Source organism: Streptomyces sp. NPDC050164, from assembly GCF_044459945.1.
Lineage (GTDB): Bacteria > Actinomycetota > Actinomycetes > Streptomycetales > Streptomycetaceae > Streptomyces > Streptomyces coeruleorubidus_A.
Map to the genome: position 1 here is coordinate 39,101 of NZ_JBITJK010000025.1, position 14,982 is coordinate 54,082.

Consider the following 14,982-nt stretch of genomic DNA (forward strand, 5'->3'; position numbering starts at 1 on the left):
CCATATGAGACATGAACGTCTCATGCTGGGCATGCGTGCCTCACGACTGCCGGTCCACGAAGAGGTGGTGATCAGTGCCAGGGCAGTTGGCCGCGCCGCTCCCAGTACGCCTGCGGTTCCTCGACGAGCGTGGCGAGGCGGGTCAGCTGGTCGTCGTCGAGGTCGACGACCGCCGCGTGCAGGTTGGAGGAGAGCTGGGTGGTGGTGGCCGCGCCGGAGAGGACGACGCCGGCCCAGGGCTGCCGCAGGATCACCGCCAGGGCGACGGCGTCACAGCCCAGCCCGGTCTCCTCGGCGATCTCCTTCAGGACGTCCGGGGCGTGCGGCCCGGCGAGCCGGCCGTTGGCCATGCCCTCCTTGACGATCACGGTGAGCCCGGCGTCGTGTGCCTCGGCGAGGGCGGGCGCGGCGGAGGTCTCCAGCGCGTTGTACGTCGACTGGACGGTACGGAAGAGGGGTTCGCCGTCGACCGTCACGGCGAGGGCGGCGCGGATCGCGTCCGCTTGGGCGGGACCGCTGGTGGAGAAGCCGATGGTGAGTCCCTGGACGGCGGCTTCCGCGAGCCTCGCGTGCAGTTCCTTGTCGGTGAGGGCCGGGCTGTCCGGGGTCACCGAGTGGATCTGGTAGAGGTCGAGCCGGTCGCCGAGCAGGGCGTCGCTCTCGGCGCGCTGCCGTTCGTAGGTGGCGACGGTGTGTTCCTTGACCTCGTGCCTCTCTGCGTCGGTGGACCAGTCGGCGGTGTAGGTGTACCCCCACTTACTGCCTACGACGATGTCATCGAGGCCGGGCCTTGTGTTCAGCCAGTCGGCGAGGAACTCTTCCGAGCGGCCGTAGGAGCGGGCGGCGTCGAAGTAGCGGACGCCTTGGGCGTAGGCGGCGTCCAGGAGTTCATGTGTGCGGTTGCGCAGCGTCTCGACGCTGCGGTCGTCTCCGAGGTCTTCGTCTCGGCCGAGGTTGATGTAGCCGGGGCGTCCGACGGCGGCGAGGCCGAGGCCGATGTGGCAGGTGGGGGTTGTCGCTGTGGCCAGGCGGGCGAAGGGCATCGGGGGCTCCGTTCGGTCGGCTGCGGCTTTCGACCAACGTAACCCCCGGGATGACCTTCGCCCGAGAGCCCGGATCTTGCTGTGTTTTGGGGCGGGTGCGGGTCGCCTGTGACTTGTCGCGCCCACGCGGCGGAGCCGCAAATCGATACAGCCCCGCGCCCCTGTCAGGCCTGCTGTCGCGCTGTTGCCCAGTTGTGCTGGGCAACCACGTCCGCCTTCACCTCTGTCAGCTGGATCGCCACCGCGCTCGGGGCCGTGCCGCCCCGGCCGTTGCGGGACGCGAGCGCGCCCGGGACGTTGAGGACCGAGCGGACCTCGGGGGTCAGGTGGGTGGAGATCTTCGCGAACTGCTCGTCCGTCAGCTCGTCCAGTTCCTTGCCTTCCGCCTCGGCGACCTTCACGCACTCACCGGCCACCTCGTGGGCGACGCGGAACGGTACGCCCTGCTTGACCAGCCACTCGGCGATGTCCGTGGCGAGGGAGAAGCCGGCCGGGGCCAGTTCCTCCATGCGCTCGCGGTGGACGGTGAGCGTGGCCATCATGCCGGTGAAGGCGGGCAGCAGGATCTCCAGCTGGTCGATGGAGTCGAAGACCGGCTCCTTGTCCTCCTGGAGGTCGCGGTTGTACGCGAGCGGGAGGGCCTTGAGCGTGGCCAGCAGGCCCGTCAGGTTGCCGATCAGACGGCCGGACTTGCCGCGCGCCAGCTCGGCGATGTCCGGGTTCTTCTTCTGCGGCATGATCGACGAGCCCGTCGAGAACGCGTCGTGCAGGGTCACGAAGGAGAACTCCTTCGTGTTCCAGAGGATGACCTCCTCGGCGATCCGGGAGAGGTTGACGCCGATCATCGCCGTGATGAACGCGAACTCGGCGACGAAGTCCCGGGAAGCCGTGCCGTCGATGGAGTTGCCGACCGAGCCGTGCTCGAACCCGAGGTCCTTCGCCACCGCCTCCGGGTCCAGGCCCAGCGAGGAGCCCGCCAGCGCGCCCGAGCCGTAGGGCGACACCGCCGTGCGCGCGTCCCACTGGCGCAGCCGCTCGGCGTCCCGGGACAGTGCCTGGACGTGGGCGAGGACGTGGTGGGCGAAGAGGACCGGCTGGGCGTGCTGGAGGTGGGTGCGGCCGGGCATCGCCACGTCCGGGTGGGCCTCGGCCAGGCCGATCAGCGCGTCCTGGAGCTCGGCGATCAGGCCGCCGATGACCCGGGCGTGGTCGCGCAGGTACATGCGGAACAGGGTCGCGACCTGGTCGTTGCGGGAGCGGCCCGCGCGCAGCTTGCCGCCGAGGTCGGGGCCGAGCCGCTCCAGCAGGCCGCGCTCCAGGGCGGTGTGCACGTCCTCGTCGGCGATGGTGCCCACGAAGGAGCCGTCGGCGACGTCCGCCTCCAGCTGGTCGAGCCCGGCGATCATCCGGGTCAGCTCGTCCTCGGTGAGCAGGCCCGCCTTGTGGAGCACGCGCGCGTGCGCACGCGAACCGGCGATGTCGTACGGCGCGAGCCGCCAGTCGAAGTGGACGGACGCGGACAGCTTGGCCAGGGCCTCGGCGGGACCGTCGGCGAAACGGCCGCCCCAGAGCCGTACGTCACCGCTGTTGCTGCTCACTTTGCGTTGCTCCTAGAGAGGTATGAATGTGACGCAGACCTTTATATGCCTACGCCCGGTTCCCGTCGGGCTACGCCCGCAGGTGACGCTGCGCCGCGATCTTCGACGACAGGCTGTAGATGTCGATGAAGCCCTTGGCGGCGGACTGGTCGAAGGTGTCGCCCGTGTCGTAGGTCGCGAGGTTGAAGTCGTACAGCGACTGCTCCGAGCGCCGGCCGGTGACGACCGCGCGGCCGCCGTGCAGGGTCATGCGGATGTCGCCGGTGACGTGCAGGTTGGCCTCGTCGACGAAGCCGTCCAGGGCGCGCTTGAGCGGGGAGAACCACAGGCCGTCGTAGACCAGCTCGCTCCAGCGCTGCTCGACGCCCCGCTTGTAGCGGGCGAGTTCGCGCTCGACGGTGACGTTCTCCAGCTCCTGGTGGGCGGTGATCAGGGCGATCGCTCCGGGAGCCTCGTACACCTCACGCGACTTGATGCCGACGAGGCGGTCCTCGACCATGTCGATCCGGCCGATGCCCTGGGCTCCGGCGCGCTCGTTGAGCTGCTGGACGGCCTGGAGCACGGTGACGGGCTTGCCGTCGATGGCGACCGGGGCGCCCTCCTTGAAGGAGACGACCACCTCGTCGGGCTCGCGGGCGACCGCCGGGTTCTGCGTGTACTCGTAGATGTCCTCGACCGGCGCGTTCCAGATGTCCTCGAGGAAGCCGGTCTCGATGGCGCGGCCGAAGACGTTCTGGTCGATGGAGTACGGCGACTTCTTCGTGGTCGCGATCGGCAGGCCCTTGTCCTCGCAGAAGGCGATGGCCTTGTCGCGGGTCATGGCGTAGTCACGGACCGGGGCGATGCACTTCAGGTCGGGGGCGAGGGCGGCGATGCCGGCCTCGAAGCGGACCTGGTCGTTGCCCTTGCCGGTGCAGCCGTGGGCGACGGTCGAGGCGCCGTGCTTCCGGGCGGCGGCGACGAGGTGCTTGACGATCGCCGGCCGGGACAGGGCGGAGACCAGCGGGTAGCGGTCCATGTAGAGGGCGTTGGCCTTGATCGCCGGGAGACAGTACTCCTCGGCGAACTCGCCCTTGGCGTCGGCCACTTCGGCCTCCACCGCGCCGCACGCGAGGGCGCGCTTGCGGATGACGTCCAGATCCTCGCCGCCCTGGCCGACGTCCACCGCGACCGCGATGACCTCGGCGCCCGTCTCCTCGGCGATCCAGCCGATGGCGACGGAGGTGTCAAGACCGCCGGAGTAGGCGAGTACGACGCGCTCGGTCACGGGTTCTTCCCCTCACACTGCGATCACTGACCTGCATGATTATGCAGACCTCCGCATGATTCGTCAATGCACCTCGGATCGAGGGCCCCATTCCGGCCATACCGAGATGACTTTGAAGATCCTTTGAACGCGCGCAACCGCTTACCCGTACCTCTCGCCGAACGCAGGCGCCGCGTTTTGACACCGACGACACCCCCGACCCCCTAGTGAGGCATCCGCATGTCCAGGGCTCTTCCGAAGTACAACAAGCGTCGCGTCGGCTTCATCGGCGGCGCCGCCGCGGTGGCACTGTCCGGCACGGTGATCGCCGGCTTCGCCCTCGCCGGGGAGACGCCTGACAGCGGCGGGACCAACGCCCGGACACTGGCGGGCCCCGGCACCATCACGTGCCCGGACGTCACCGGCCAGCTGCCGGCGATCCCCGCCTCGGCGCAGGCGGAGGTCGACCGCAACCTCGCCCAGCTGAACACCCAGATCGAGGAGGCCAACAAGCGCCTCGTCGACACCGTCGGCCAGGGCGGACCCAACTTCGTCCAGAACGCCATCCTCGGCCCCCTGGAGGACAAGCGCGTCGCCGCCCTGAACCGCATCGAGACCGCCATCGGGCGTGCGGCCGAGAAGCCGGAGGGGCTGGAGACCTTCGCCGCCTGCCAGCTCAACGCCGACGGCGGCGCCGGAGCGGGCGAGGCTGCGGGTGGAGAGGAGGCGGGCGCCGGTGCGGAGGCCGGTGCCGGTGCCGGTGCCGGTGCCGGTGCCGAGGCAGGATCGGGTGCCGAGGCCGGTGCGGGCGCCGAAGCGGGCGCGGGCGAGGAAGCCGGTGCGGGCGCCGGACAGGACGCGGGCGCGGGTGCGGGCGAGGCGGGGAACGCGGGCGCCGGCACGATCACCTGCCCGGACGTCGCCTCCGAGCTGCCGGCGATCCCGGCCTCCGCCCAGGCCGAGGTCGACCGCAATCTCGGCCAGCTGGACACCCAGATCGAGGAGGCCAACAAGCGCCTCGTCGACACCGTCGGCCAGGGCGGACCCAACTTCGTCCAGAACGCCATCCTCGGCCCGCTGGAGGACAAGCGCGTCGCCGCGATCAACCGCATCGCCACCGCCATCGGCCGCACGGCCGAGCGTCCGGCGGGCCTGGACTCCCTGGCCGCCTGCACGCTCACCAAGTGAGGTGACAGGCGCTGTGGCCGCCCCGCGTGAGCGCCGGCCGGGGCGGCCACGGCAGACGCCCGGGGGCGGGGTCCGGCAGAGGTGACCGGAATTCCTTAGGCACTCGATCTTCGCCCATAATCTTTAGACATGGGAAAGACTTATGCATGCATAGAAGGCCGGCTCCGCTCGTTCATCGAGGCGCAGCCGGTCTTCTTCACTGCCACCGCTCCCCTGTCCGCCGACGGCACGGTCAACCTCTCCCCCAAGGGCCTCAAGGGCTCCTTCGCGGTGCTCGACGACCGCACCGTGGCCTACCTCGACTTCGCCGGCTCCAACGCCGAGACCATCGCCCATCTGCGGGAGAACGGGCGGATCACCCTGATGTGGTGCGCCTTCCAGAGCCCGCCGAACATCGTCCGTGTGCACGGCCGCGGTGAGCCGGTCTTCCGCGACGACCCCCGTTTCATGGAACTGCTCGGCCACTTCCCAGACATCGACCCGGCACAGCACGGACTGCGCGCGATCATCGTCGTCACGGCCGAACTCGTCCGCGACACCTGCGGCTACGCCGTGCCCTTCATGGCGTACGAGGCGGACCGCGACCTGCACGGCAAGCGTTTCGCTCGCGAGGACGACGCGTCGCTCAGCGCCTACTTCACCAAGAAGGAGCACATCGCGACGAGCCTGGACGGACTACCCGGGCTGCCGTTGCCACTGCCTCCCTCTACGGTCTGAGGCATGCGCCCCGGTGCCGTCGCCCTCGCCGTCTCCTGCCTCGTCGTGCTCGGCGCCGGGCCGCCCGCCCCCTCGCCTGCGCTGCCGGCCCGGATGGCGGACACCGGCGGCGGCACCCAGCTGATCACCGCGGTGGCCCCGGGGACCGCCTCGACGACGGGCACGGTCACCTGGTGGGACCTCAGGGACGGGCGGTGGGTGCGGACGGGTTCCGCGCCCGCGCGCTTCGGAGCGAACGGGCTGGTCGAGGGAGCGTCCCGCAAGCAGGGCACGAACACCACACCCACGGGTCTTTACGGCCTGCCGTACGCCTTCGGCATCAAGGCGCCGCCGCGCGGGACGGCGTACAAGTACCGCCGGGTGCACCGGGACTCCTGGTGGTGCCAGGACAACGACTCCCGCTCCTACAACCGCTGGACCGAGCCCCGCGCGGCCGACTGCCGGGCCGCCGAGTCCGAGCACCTGATCACCTACGGCGCGCGGTACGCGCACGCGCTCGTCATCGGCTTCAACTACGAGCGTCCGGTGCGGGGACGCGGCGCGGGCATTTTTCTCCATGTCGACGGGCGTGGGGCGACGGCCGGTTGCGTCTCCGTGCCGCAGGGCGCGATGCGGACGATCCTCACCTGGGCCGACCCGGCGAAGCGTCCCCACATCGCCGTCGGGACGGCGGGCGGGGCCACCGCCGTCACCCGCTACTAGCGCCGGGAGGCCGCCCCGGCAGTTCTCCGGGTTACCGCCGGTCACTCCCGTGCACACGACTCGGTGCACGGCTGAACACTCCCGTGTCCCGGCACGTATCTGTGGGCCAAGGGTCAAGTCCCCACGGAGGAACCGTGACCACCACGCTCGCAGGCGGCCGTGCCGCCCGCCGCCAGACGATGCGCCGCATCCGCCCGCGCCGCTCCCCGGCCGTACCGCTGCTGATCGCCCTGTGGGCGGGTGCGGCGGCCGTGCTGTGGCTGTGGTGGGACAACACACCGTCCCTCGCGGACACCACGAGCAAGATCCTGGCCGCGGGCCGGATCACCGGCCTGCTCGCCGGCTACCTCATGGCGCTGGTGGTGCTCCAGATGGCCCGGGTGCCGGCGCTGGAGCGGCGGGTGGGCACCGACCGGGTCGCCCGCTGGCACGCCATGACCGGCCGCTACACGCTCTGCCTGGTCCTCGCCCACGTCTTCCTCACCATGTGGGGCTACGCCCTGCAGGCGGGCAAGGGGCTCGGCGCCATCGTCCAGCAGACGACCGACTCCATCAACCAGTTGCCGGACATGGGCAAGGCCGCCATCGGCACGGGCCTGCTGTTCGTCATCGGGATCCTCTCGATCGGCGGGGTGCGCCGGCTGATCGGGTACGACACCTGGTACCACGTGCACCTGCTCACCTACGCGGCGGTGTACCTGACGTTCTGGCACCAGATCGCGGCCGGCAACGAGTTCGCCGTCGAGCCCGCCGCCAAGACCTTCTGGTACGGGCTGTACGGCGCGGTGACCGCGCTCGTCCTCTGGTTCCGGATCCTCACCCCGATCCGGCTGAACCTGCGGCACCGGATGCGGGTCGAGGCGGTCATCGAGGAGACCCCGGGCATCGTGTCCGTGCTGATCGGCGGGCGCAAGCTGCACCGGATGGGCGCGGAGGCGGGCCAGTTCTTCCGCTGGCGGTTCAAGGCGCCCGGCATGCGCTTCAGTTCGCACCCGTACTCGCTGTCGGCTGCGCCCCGCCCGGACATGCTGCGGATCACCGTCAAGGCGATCGGTGACCACACCTCCCGGCTGCGCGAGCTCAAGCCCGGCACCAAGGTGTGGGCGGAGGGCCCGTACGGCGCGATGACCGCGCAGCGCCGCAGTCGCGGCAAGGTACTGCTGGTCGCGGGCGGTGTCGGCATCACCCCGATGCGGGCCCTGTTCGAAACCCTGCCGGGCGCGTCCGGCGACATCACGCTGCTCTACCGGGCCAACAGCACCCAGGACCTGGCCCTGTGGGGCGAGCTCGCCAAGATCGCCGACGAGCGCGGTGCCCGGCTGATGTACGCGGTCAACAGCCCCGACGGGGAACGCCCCGACATCTCCGCGGAGTCCCTCCGGCGGAAGATCCCGGACATCGACGACCACGACGTCTTCATGTGCGGGCCGCCCGGCTTCGCGCAGTCGGTGTACGAGGCACTGCGCGGCGCGGGAGTCCCCGCCCGCCGCATCCATCACGAGTCGTTCGAGATGTGAGCGACGGGACATCAACGGCCCTTCAGGAGCTTGAGAAACGATGAGGAAGTCTCACCCCGTCCGGCGTGCCGTGCTCGCCGGCGCAGCCACCGTCTCCGGGATCGTGCTGCTGCTGTCACTGAAGCCGGCCTCCGACCCGGGCTCCGCCCAGGCCGCGGGCGGGCAGCTCCCGCCCGCGGCCGCCGGGCAGGCCCCGCAGGGCGGCGTGAACGGCGCGGTCACCGGTGACGCGGCGCAGACGCAGTACGGCGCGGTGCAGGTGCGCCTGACCATGAGCGGCGGCAAGATCACTCAGGCCGAGGCGGTCCAGGCCCCCAAGGGCGGCCGCAGCGACCAGATCACCGCCAGCTCCGTCCCCCGCCTCAACCAGGCGGCCGTCGCCGCCCAGAGCGCGGACATCGACGCCGTGTCCGGGGCGACGTACACCAGCGCCGGCTACAAGAAGTCCCTCCAGTCGGCCCTGGACAGGGCCAAGGCCTCGGCCGGCGGCGCGCAGGGCTCGGGCAACGCCCAGACCGTGGCCGGCGATGTCGCGCAGACGCAGTACGGCCCGGTCCAGGTCCGTATCACCGTCGCCGGCGGGAAAATCACCAACGCCGAAGCCGTCCAGGCCCCCAAGGGCGGCCGCAGCGACCAGATCACCGCCAGCTCCGTCCCCCGCCTCAACCAGGCGGCCGTCGCGGCGGGGAGCGCCGAGATCGACGCGGTCTCGGGCGCCACGTACACCAGCGCGGGCTACAAGAAGTCGCTCCAGTCCGCCCTGGACAAGGCTCCGGCCGGGGGCGGCTCCTCCCAGGCCGCCGGCTCCGGGGGCGGCCAGGCCCAGACTCAGACGCTCACCGGCAGCGTGACGCAGACGCAGTACGGCCCGGTCCAGGTCCGTATCACCGTCGCCGGCGGGAAAATCACCAACGCCGAAGCCGTCCAGGCCCCCAAGGGCGGCCGCAGCGACCAGATCACCGCCAGCTCCGTCCCCCGCCTCAACCAAGCGGCGGTCGCGGCCGGCAACGCACAGATCGACGCCGTCTCGGGCGCCACCTACACCAGCGCCGGCTACAAGCAGTCCCTCCAGTCGGCGCTGGACCAGGCCGGTGGCTGACACGGTGGCCGACTCCGCACAGGCTCCCGCCGCGGTACGTCATGCGCAGGAGACGATGGGGACCGTCTTCTCCTTCGACGTCCGCGGCGGGGAACCCGGCGCCGTGCGCGCGGCGGTCGACGAGGCCGTCGCCGGGCTGCACCGGGTCGACGAGGTGTTCAGCACCTACCGCGAGGACAGCCAGATCTCCCGGTTGCACCGCGGTGAGCTGACGGTCGAGGAGTGTGATCCGGAGGTCGCCGAGGTCCTGGAACTGGCGGCCGAGGCGGAGCGGCTGAGTGACGGCTGGTTCAGCACGTCGTACGGGGGCCGCCTCGATCCGACCGGCATCGTGAAGGGCTGGTCGGTCGAGCGGGCGGCGCGGCGGTTGGCCGCGGTGCCCGGGGTGAGCGGGGTCAGCGTCAACGGCGGCGGCGATGTGCAGTTGCTCGGGGTCCCGGGCTCGCAGCGGCCCTGGCGGGTCGGGATCTCGGATCCCCTGCGGCCGGGAGGTCTCGCGGCGGTGATCTCCGCGGCCGGGGTGGATGAGCTGGCCGTGGCCACGTCCGGGACCGCCGAGCGGGGCGCGCATATCGTCGACCCGCGTACGGGGCGTTCGGCCGTGACCGACCTGGTCGCAGTGACCGTGGTGGGGCCTCGGCTGACGTGGGCGGACTGCTGGGCCACGGCGGCGTTTGCGATGGGGTCGCGGGAGGGGCTGGCGTGGCTCGAGTCGCTGCCGGGTGTTGAGGCGCTGCTGATTACCGCTGGCGATGAGGTGCGCTGTACCGGGGGGTTGGCCGCGCGACTGGGGTGAGTTGGGGCTGGGGACGGGGCGGTCGCTCAACCCGCGCCTGTGGGGTGCCGCTCCCTCTTTGGGACGGGTGCCGCCCTCAGCGGCACGAATGCCCGCGGCCAAGTGACTCAGGGGCGCGGGGAACTGCGCGACCAGCCACGGCTCACCCGCACCCGAACACGGCGCTCAATGCCCGTTCTGCGCCAACCTCAGCAAATGGTCGGCCAGCGCCTGCCCCCCGTCAGGGTTCCGGCTGATCAACAGCAACGTGTCGTCACCCGCGATGGTCCCGAGAATGTCGTGCAGCTCGGCCTGGTCGATCGCCGACGCCAGGAACTGCGCAGCCCCCGGAGGGGTCCGCAGGACCACGAGATTCGCCGAAGCCTCCGCGGAGATCAGCAGCTCCTGCGACAGCCGCCGCATCCGATCCTCCTTCGCCGACCCGCCCAGCGGAGCGCGCGGCGTGCGGAAACCGCCCTCGCTCGGCACCGCGTAGATCAGGTCGCCGTCGGAGTTGCGGATCTTCACCGCGTTCAGCTCGTCCAGGTCCCGGGAGAGCGTCGCCTGTGTGACGCTCAGCCCGTCGTCGGCGAGCAGCTTCGCCAGCTGGCTCTGCGACCGCACCGGCTGCCGGTTGAGGATGTCCACGATCCGGCGGTGGCGTGCGGTGCGGGTCTGCGGCACGGCGGGCCCGTTCGCCCCCGGCTGCTCGTGGTCCTGCGCCTGGCTCATCGTCGTCTCATTCCCCGGATCGTCCGTCCCCGTCGGCACTTGCGTCGAGGACGCCGGGCAACGCCCGGAGGAAGGCGTCCACCTCGTCGTCGGCGATGTTCAGCGGCGGCATGAGCCGTACGACATCGGGAGCGGGCGCGTTCACCAGGAGGCCGGCGTCCTGAGCCGCCTGCTGCACCTGGGGCGCGAGCGGCTCGGTGAGCACGATACCCAGGAGGAGACCCGCGCCCCGGACGAAATCGATCAAGTCGTGACCGAGGCCCTCGATACCGTCCCGCAACTTCTCGCTCTGCCGCTTGACGTTCTGCAGCAACCCCTCGTTCTCGATGGTGTCGAGGACGGCGAGCCCGGCGGCGCAGGCGACAGGGTTGCCGCCGAAGGTCGTGCCGTGGTGGCCGGGCTGGAGCAGCTCGGCGGCGCGTCCGAAGGCGACGGTCGCGCCCAGCGGCAGTCCGCCGCCGAGGCCCTTGGCGAGAGTGACGACGTCGGGCAGCACGCCCTCGTGGGCCTGGTACTCGAACCAGTGACCCGTCCGGCCGACGCCGGTCTGCACCTCGTCGAGGACGAGCAGCGCGCCGGTGGCGGCGGTGATGGCCCGGGCGGCCTTGAGGTAGCCGGCGGGCGGGACCACGGCCCCGTTCTCGCCCTGGACCGGTTCGATGACGACGAGGGCCGTCTCCTGCGTCACCGCGGCGGCCAGTGCCTGCGCGTCGCCGTACGGAACGTGCGTGACGTCGCCCGGCAGCGGCAGGAAGGGTTCCTGCTTGCCGGGCTGGCCGGTGAGCGCGAGGGCGCCCATGGTGCGGCCGTGGAAGCCGCCCTGGGTCGCGACCATGTGGGTCCGCCCGGTGAGCCGGCCCATCTTGAAGGCGCCCTCGTTCGCCTCGGCGCCGGAGTTGCAGAAGTAGACCTTGCCGTCGCGGCCGAAGAGCTGGAGCAGCCGTTCGGCGAGCGCGACCGGCGGCTCGGCGACGAACAGGTTGGAGACATGGCCGAGGGAGGCGATCTGCCGGCTCACGGCCTCGACGACGGCCGGGTGGGCGTGGCCGAGCGCGTTGACCGCGATGCCGCCGACGAAGTCCAGGTACTGCCTGCCGTCGGCGTCCCACAGCTTGGTGCCCTCGCCGCGGACGAGCGGGAGCCGCGGGGTGCCGTAGTTGTTCATGATCGCGCCCTGCCACCGCGCGGTCAGTTCCTGGTTGCTCACGACTCCCCCTGTTCGCCCGGTCCCTCGGGCTTCTCGTCGGCCACGACCATCGTGCCGATCCCCTCGTCGGTGAAGATCTCCAGCAGGATCGAGTGCTGGACCCGGCCGTCGATGACCCGGGCGGTGGTGACGCCGCCCCGTACGGCGTGCAGGCAGCCCTCCATCTTCGGCACCATGCCGGAGGACAGATCCGGCAGCAGCCGCTCCAGCTCGGAGGCGGTGAGGCGGCTGATCACCTCGTCGCTGTTCGGCCAGTCCTCGTACAGTCCCTCGACGTCCGTGAGGACCATGAGGGTTTCGGCGCCCAGTGCAGCAGCGAGTGCCGCAGCCGCCGTATCAGCATTGACGTTGTAGACATGTCCGTCGTCCTGGGAGCGGGCGATAGAGGAGACGACCGGGATGCGGCCGTCGGCGAGCAGGGCCTCGATCGCGCCCGTGTCGATCGCGGTGATCTCGCCCACCCGCCCGATGTCGACGAGTTCGCCGTCGATCTCGGGCTGGTGCTTGGTGGCGGTGATGGTGTGCGCGTCCTCGCCCGTCAGGCCGACGGCGAGCGGGCCGTGCTGGTTGAGCAGCCCGACCAGCTCGCGCTGCACCTGGCCGGCCAGCACCATCCGTACGACGTCCATGGCGTCCTCGGTGGTCACCCTCAGGCCCGCCTTGAACTCGCTGACGATGCCGTGCTGGTCGAGGGCGGCGCTGATCTGCGGGCCGCCGCCGTGCACGACGACGGGCTTGAGGCCGGCGTGGTGCAGGAACACCACGTCCTGGGCGAAGGCGGCCTTCAGGTCCTCGTCGACCATGGCGTTGCCGCCGAACTTGATGACGACCGTCTTGCCGTTGTGCCGGACCAGCCAGGGCAGCGCCTCGATGAGGATCTGGGCCTTGGGCAGGGCGGTGTGTTTGCGGGTAGTGCTCACGACGAGTACGCGCTGTTCTCGTGGACGTAGTCCGCGGTGAGGTCGTTGGTCCAGATGGTGGCGGTCTCGGAGCCGGCGGCGAGGTCGGCCACGATGTGCACCTCCCGGTAGCGCATGTCGACCTTGTCGCGGTCCTCGCCGACGCCGCCGTTCTTGCACACCCAGACACCGTTGATGGCGACGTTGAGCCGGTCGGGCTCGAAGGCGGCCTGCGTGGTGCCGATCGCGGAGAGCACCCGGCCCCAGTTGGGGTCCTCGCCGTGGATGGCGCACTTGAGGAGGTTGTTGCGGGCGATGGAGCGGCCCACCTCGACGGCGTCGTCCTCGCTCGCGGCGTTGATCACCTCGACCTTGATGTCCTTGCTGGCGCCCTCGGCGTCCCGGATCAGCTGCTGACCGAGGTCGTCGCAGACCTGCCGGACGGCCTCGGCGAACTCGGCGTACTCCGGGGTGACTTCGGCCGAGCCGGAGGCGAGCAGCAGCACGGTGTCGTTGGTGGACATGCAGCCGTCGGAGTCGACCCGGTCGAAGGTCGTCCGGGTGGCCGCCCGCAGGGCCTTGTCCAGGACGTCACTCTCCAGGTCGGCGTCGGTGGTGAGGACGACGAGCATGGTGGCGAGGCCGGGGGCGAGCATGCCCGCGCCCTTGGCCATGCCGCCGACGGTCCAGCCGCCCTTGGTCACGACGGACGTCTTGTGGACGGTGTCGGTGGTCTTGATGGCGATGGCGGCCTTCTCGCCACCGTGCTCGCTCAGGGACGCGGCTGCCTTCTCCACGCCCGGCAGCAGCTTGTCCATCGGCAGCAGGACGCCGATGAGGCCGGTCGAGCAGACGGCGACCTCGATGGCGCCCCGCCCGAGGACCTCGGCGACCTTCTCGGCCGTCGCATGGGTGTCCTGGAAGCCATTCGGGCCCGTGCAGGCGTTGGCGCCGCCGGAGTTGAGGACGACGGCGGAGACCTGACCGCTCTTGAGTACCTGCTCGGACCACAGGACCGGTGCGGCCTTCACACGGTTGGAGGTGAAGACGCCGGCGGCGGCGCGGCGGGGCCCGGTGTTGACCACCAGGGCCAGGTCGGGGTTGCCGTTCTCCTTGATCCCGGCGGCGATGCCCGCCGCCGTGAATCCCTTCGCTGCCGTCACACTCACGGCGCAACTCCGATCGTCGTCAGTCCGGTGGTCTCGTCGAGCCCCAGGGCGATGTTCATGCTCTGGACGGCACCGCCGGCGGTGCCCTTGGTGAGGTTGTCGATGGCGCTGATCACGATGATCCGTCCGGCGGCCGCGTCGTACGCGACCTGCACCTGAACGGCGTTCGAACCGTAGACGGACGCCGTGGCGGGCCACTGTCCCTCGGGCAGCAGGTGCACGAAGGGCTCGTCTGCGAAGGCCTTCTCGTAGGCGGCGCGCAGCGAGTCGGCGGTGACCCCGTCCTTCGCCTTCGCGCTGCACGTGGCGAGGATGCCGCGGGGCATCGGCGCGAGGGTCGGCGTGAAGGAGACGGAGACCGGCTCGCCGGCGGCCGCGCTGAGGTTCTGGGTGATCTCGGGGGTGTGCCGGTGCCCGCCGCCGACGCCGTACGGGGACATCGAGCCCATGACCTCACTGCCCAGCAGGTGCGGCTTGGGTGCCTTGCCCGCGCCGGAGGTGCCGGACGCGGCGACGATCACGGCCTCGGGCTCGGCGAGCCCGCCGGAGTACGCCGGGAAGAGCGCGAGCGACACGGCCGTGGGGTAGCAGCCGGGCACCGCGACGCGCTTGGACCCCTCCAGCGCGGCGCGGGCGCCCGGCAGTTCGGGAAGGCCGTAGGGCCAGGTTCCGGCGTGCTGGGAACCGTAGAACCGCTCCCAGGCGGCGGCGTCCGTCAGCCGGAAGTCGGCCCCCATGTCGATCCCCAGCACGTCCGGCCCGAGCTTTTCGGCGACGGCGGCGGACTGCCCGTGGGGCAGTGCGAGGAACACGACGTCGTGCCCGGCGAGGACCTCGGGTGTGGTCTCCTGGAGCACTCGCCCGGCCAGGGGCAGCAGGTGCGGCTGGAGCGCACCGAGCCTTAGCCCCGCGTTGGAGTTGCCGGTCAGGGCGCCGATTTCGACCTCGGGGTGCGCCAGGAGCAGACGCAGCAGTTCCCCGCCCGCGTATCCACTCGCTCCGGCCACTGCCGCACGTACCGCCATGGAATCCTCCTCCTAGACGGCATGACTATACGTTTCCATGCACGTTTATGCAATCTCGGTGAGTG

At 71.0% G+C, this 14,982-nt stretch carries 14 protein-coding genes; 6 read left to right on the forward strand and 8 right to left on the reverse strand.

What is annotated here, in order from left to right; translation table 11 throughout:
• Positions 1 to 71 precede the first annotated feature (71 nt).
• The 3 genes from ACIBNA_RS28410 to ACIBNA_RS28420 form a co-directional block, all read right to left on the reverse strand.
• Positions 72 to 1,043, reverse strand: coding sequence for an aldo/keto reductase (locus tag ACIBNA_RS28410; RefSeq protein ID WP_399168033.1), 972 nt, complete (start codon positions 1,041 to 1,043; stop codon positions 72 to 74).
• Between the two features lie 164 nt (positions 1,044 to 1,207).
• Positions 1,208 to 2,641: an argininosuccinate lyase gene (gene argH / locus ACIBNA_RS28415; protein ID WP_399168034.1), complete on the reverse strand. Its 1,434-nt coding sequence runs from the start codon at positions 2,639 to 2,641 to the stop codon at positions 1,208 to 1,210.
• 70 nt (positions 2,642 to 2,711) lie between these two features.
• The gene (locus ACIBNA_RS28420) at positions 2,712 to 3,908 is read right to left on the reverse strand and encodes an argininosuccinate synthase (RefSeq protein WP_399168035.1); all 1,197 of its coding nucleotides are present in this window, start codon (positions 3,906 to 3,908) and stop codon (positions 2,712 to 2,714) included.
• Positions 3,909 to 4,127: 219 nt separating this feature from the next.
• On the opposite strand from ACIBNA_RS28420, the gene ACIBNA_RS28425 reads away from it, so the two are divergent.
• The 6 genes from ACIBNA_RS28425 to ACIBNA_RS28450 all read left to right on the forward strand — a co-directional run bounded on the left by ACIBNA_RS28425 (position 4,128) and on the right by ACIBNA_RS28450 (position 9,906).
• Positions 4,128 to 5,075 (forward strand): hypothetical protein, encoded by a 948-nt coding sequence (locus tag ACIBNA_RS28425; protein ID WP_399168036.1) that lies wholly within the window; start codon positions 4,128 to 4,130, stop codon positions 5,073 to 5,075.
• A gap of 129 nt (positions 5,076 to 5,204) precedes the next feature.
• Positions 5,205 to 5,792, forward strand: coding sequence for a pyridoxamine 5'-phosphate oxidase family protein (locus ACIBNA_RS28430; RefSeq protein WP_399168037.1), 588 nt, complete (start codon positions 5,205 to 5,207; stop codon positions 5,790 to 5,792).
• 3 nt (positions 5,793 to 5,795) lie between these two features.
• Positions 5,796 to 6,494: a L,D-transpeptidase gene (locus ACIBNA_RS28435; protein ID WP_399168038.1), complete on the forward strand. Its 699-nt coding sequence runs from the start codon at positions 5,796 to 5,798 to the stop codon at positions 6,492 to 6,494.
• A 134-nt stretch (positions 6,495 to 6,628) separates the two neighbouring features.
• Positions 6,629 to 8,011: a ferric reductase-like transmembrane domain-containing protein gene (locus ACIBNA_RS28440; protein ID WP_399168039.1), complete on the forward strand. Its 1,383-nt coding sequence runs from the start codon at positions 6,629 to 6,631 to the stop codon at positions 8,009 to 8,011.
• A gap of 40 nt (positions 8,012 to 8,051) precedes the next feature.
• Entirely contained in the window at positions 8,052 to 9,110 is a 1,059-nt protein-coding gene (locus ACIBNA_RS28445) for an FMN-binding protein (protein WP_399168040.1), read from the forward strand.
• Positions 9,103 to 9,906: an FAD:protein FMN transferase gene (locus ACIBNA_RS28450; RefSeq protein WP_399168041.1), complete on the forward strand. Its 804-nt coding sequence runs from the start codon at positions 9,103 to 9,105 to the stop codon at positions 9,904 to 9,906. The genes ACIBNA_RS28445 and ACIBNA_RS28450 overlap by 8 nt, the downstream gene beginning before the upstream one ends.
• A 165-nt stretch (positions 9,907 to 10,071) precedes the next feature.
• Here ACIBNA_RS28450 and ACIBNA_RS28455 read toward each other — a convergent pair whose 3' ends face one another.
• From ACIBNA_RS28455 to argC, 5 genes are read right to left on the reverse strand one after another with little or no spacing between them, the layout of a single operon-like run.
• Positions 10,072 to 10,617, reverse strand: coding sequence for an arginine repressor (locus tag ACIBNA_RS28455; RefSeq protein ID WP_399168042.1), 546 nt, complete (start codon positions 10,615 to 10,617; stop codon positions 10,072 to 10,074).
• Between the two features lie 7 nt (positions 10,618 to 10,624).
• Positions 10,625 to 11,824 (reverse strand): acetylornithine transaminase, encoded by a 1,200-nt coding sequence (locus tag ACIBNA_RS28460; RefSeq protein ID WP_399168043.1) that lies wholly within the window; start codon positions 11,822 to 11,824, stop codon positions 10,625 to 10,627.
• Entirely contained in the window at positions 11,821 to 12,744 is a 924-nt protein-coding gene (argB, locus tag ACIBNA_RS28465) for an acetylglutamate kinase (RefSeq protein ID WP_274815099.1), read from the reverse strand. The genes ACIBNA_RS28460 and argB overlap by 4 nt, the downstream gene beginning before the upstream one ends.
• Positions 12,741 to 13,892 (reverse strand): bifunctional glutamate N-acetyltransferase/amino-acid acetyltransferase ArgJ, encoded by a 1,152-nt coding sequence (gene argJ, locus ACIBNA_RS28470; protein ID WP_399168044.1) that lies wholly within the window; start codon positions 13,890 to 13,892, stop codon positions 12,741 to 12,743. Before argJ ends, argB begins: the two co-directional genes overlap by 4 nt.
• The gene (gene argC / locus ACIBNA_RS28475) at positions 13,889 to 14,917 is read right to left on the reverse strand and encodes an N-acetyl-gamma-glutamyl-phosphate reductase (protein WP_399168045.1); all 1,029 of its coding nucleotides are present in this window, start codon (positions 14,915 to 14,917) and stop codon (positions 13,889 to 13,891) included. Before argC ends, argJ begins: the two co-directional genes overlap by 4 nt.
• Between the last annotated feature and the right edge of the window lie 65 nt (positions 14,918 to 14,982).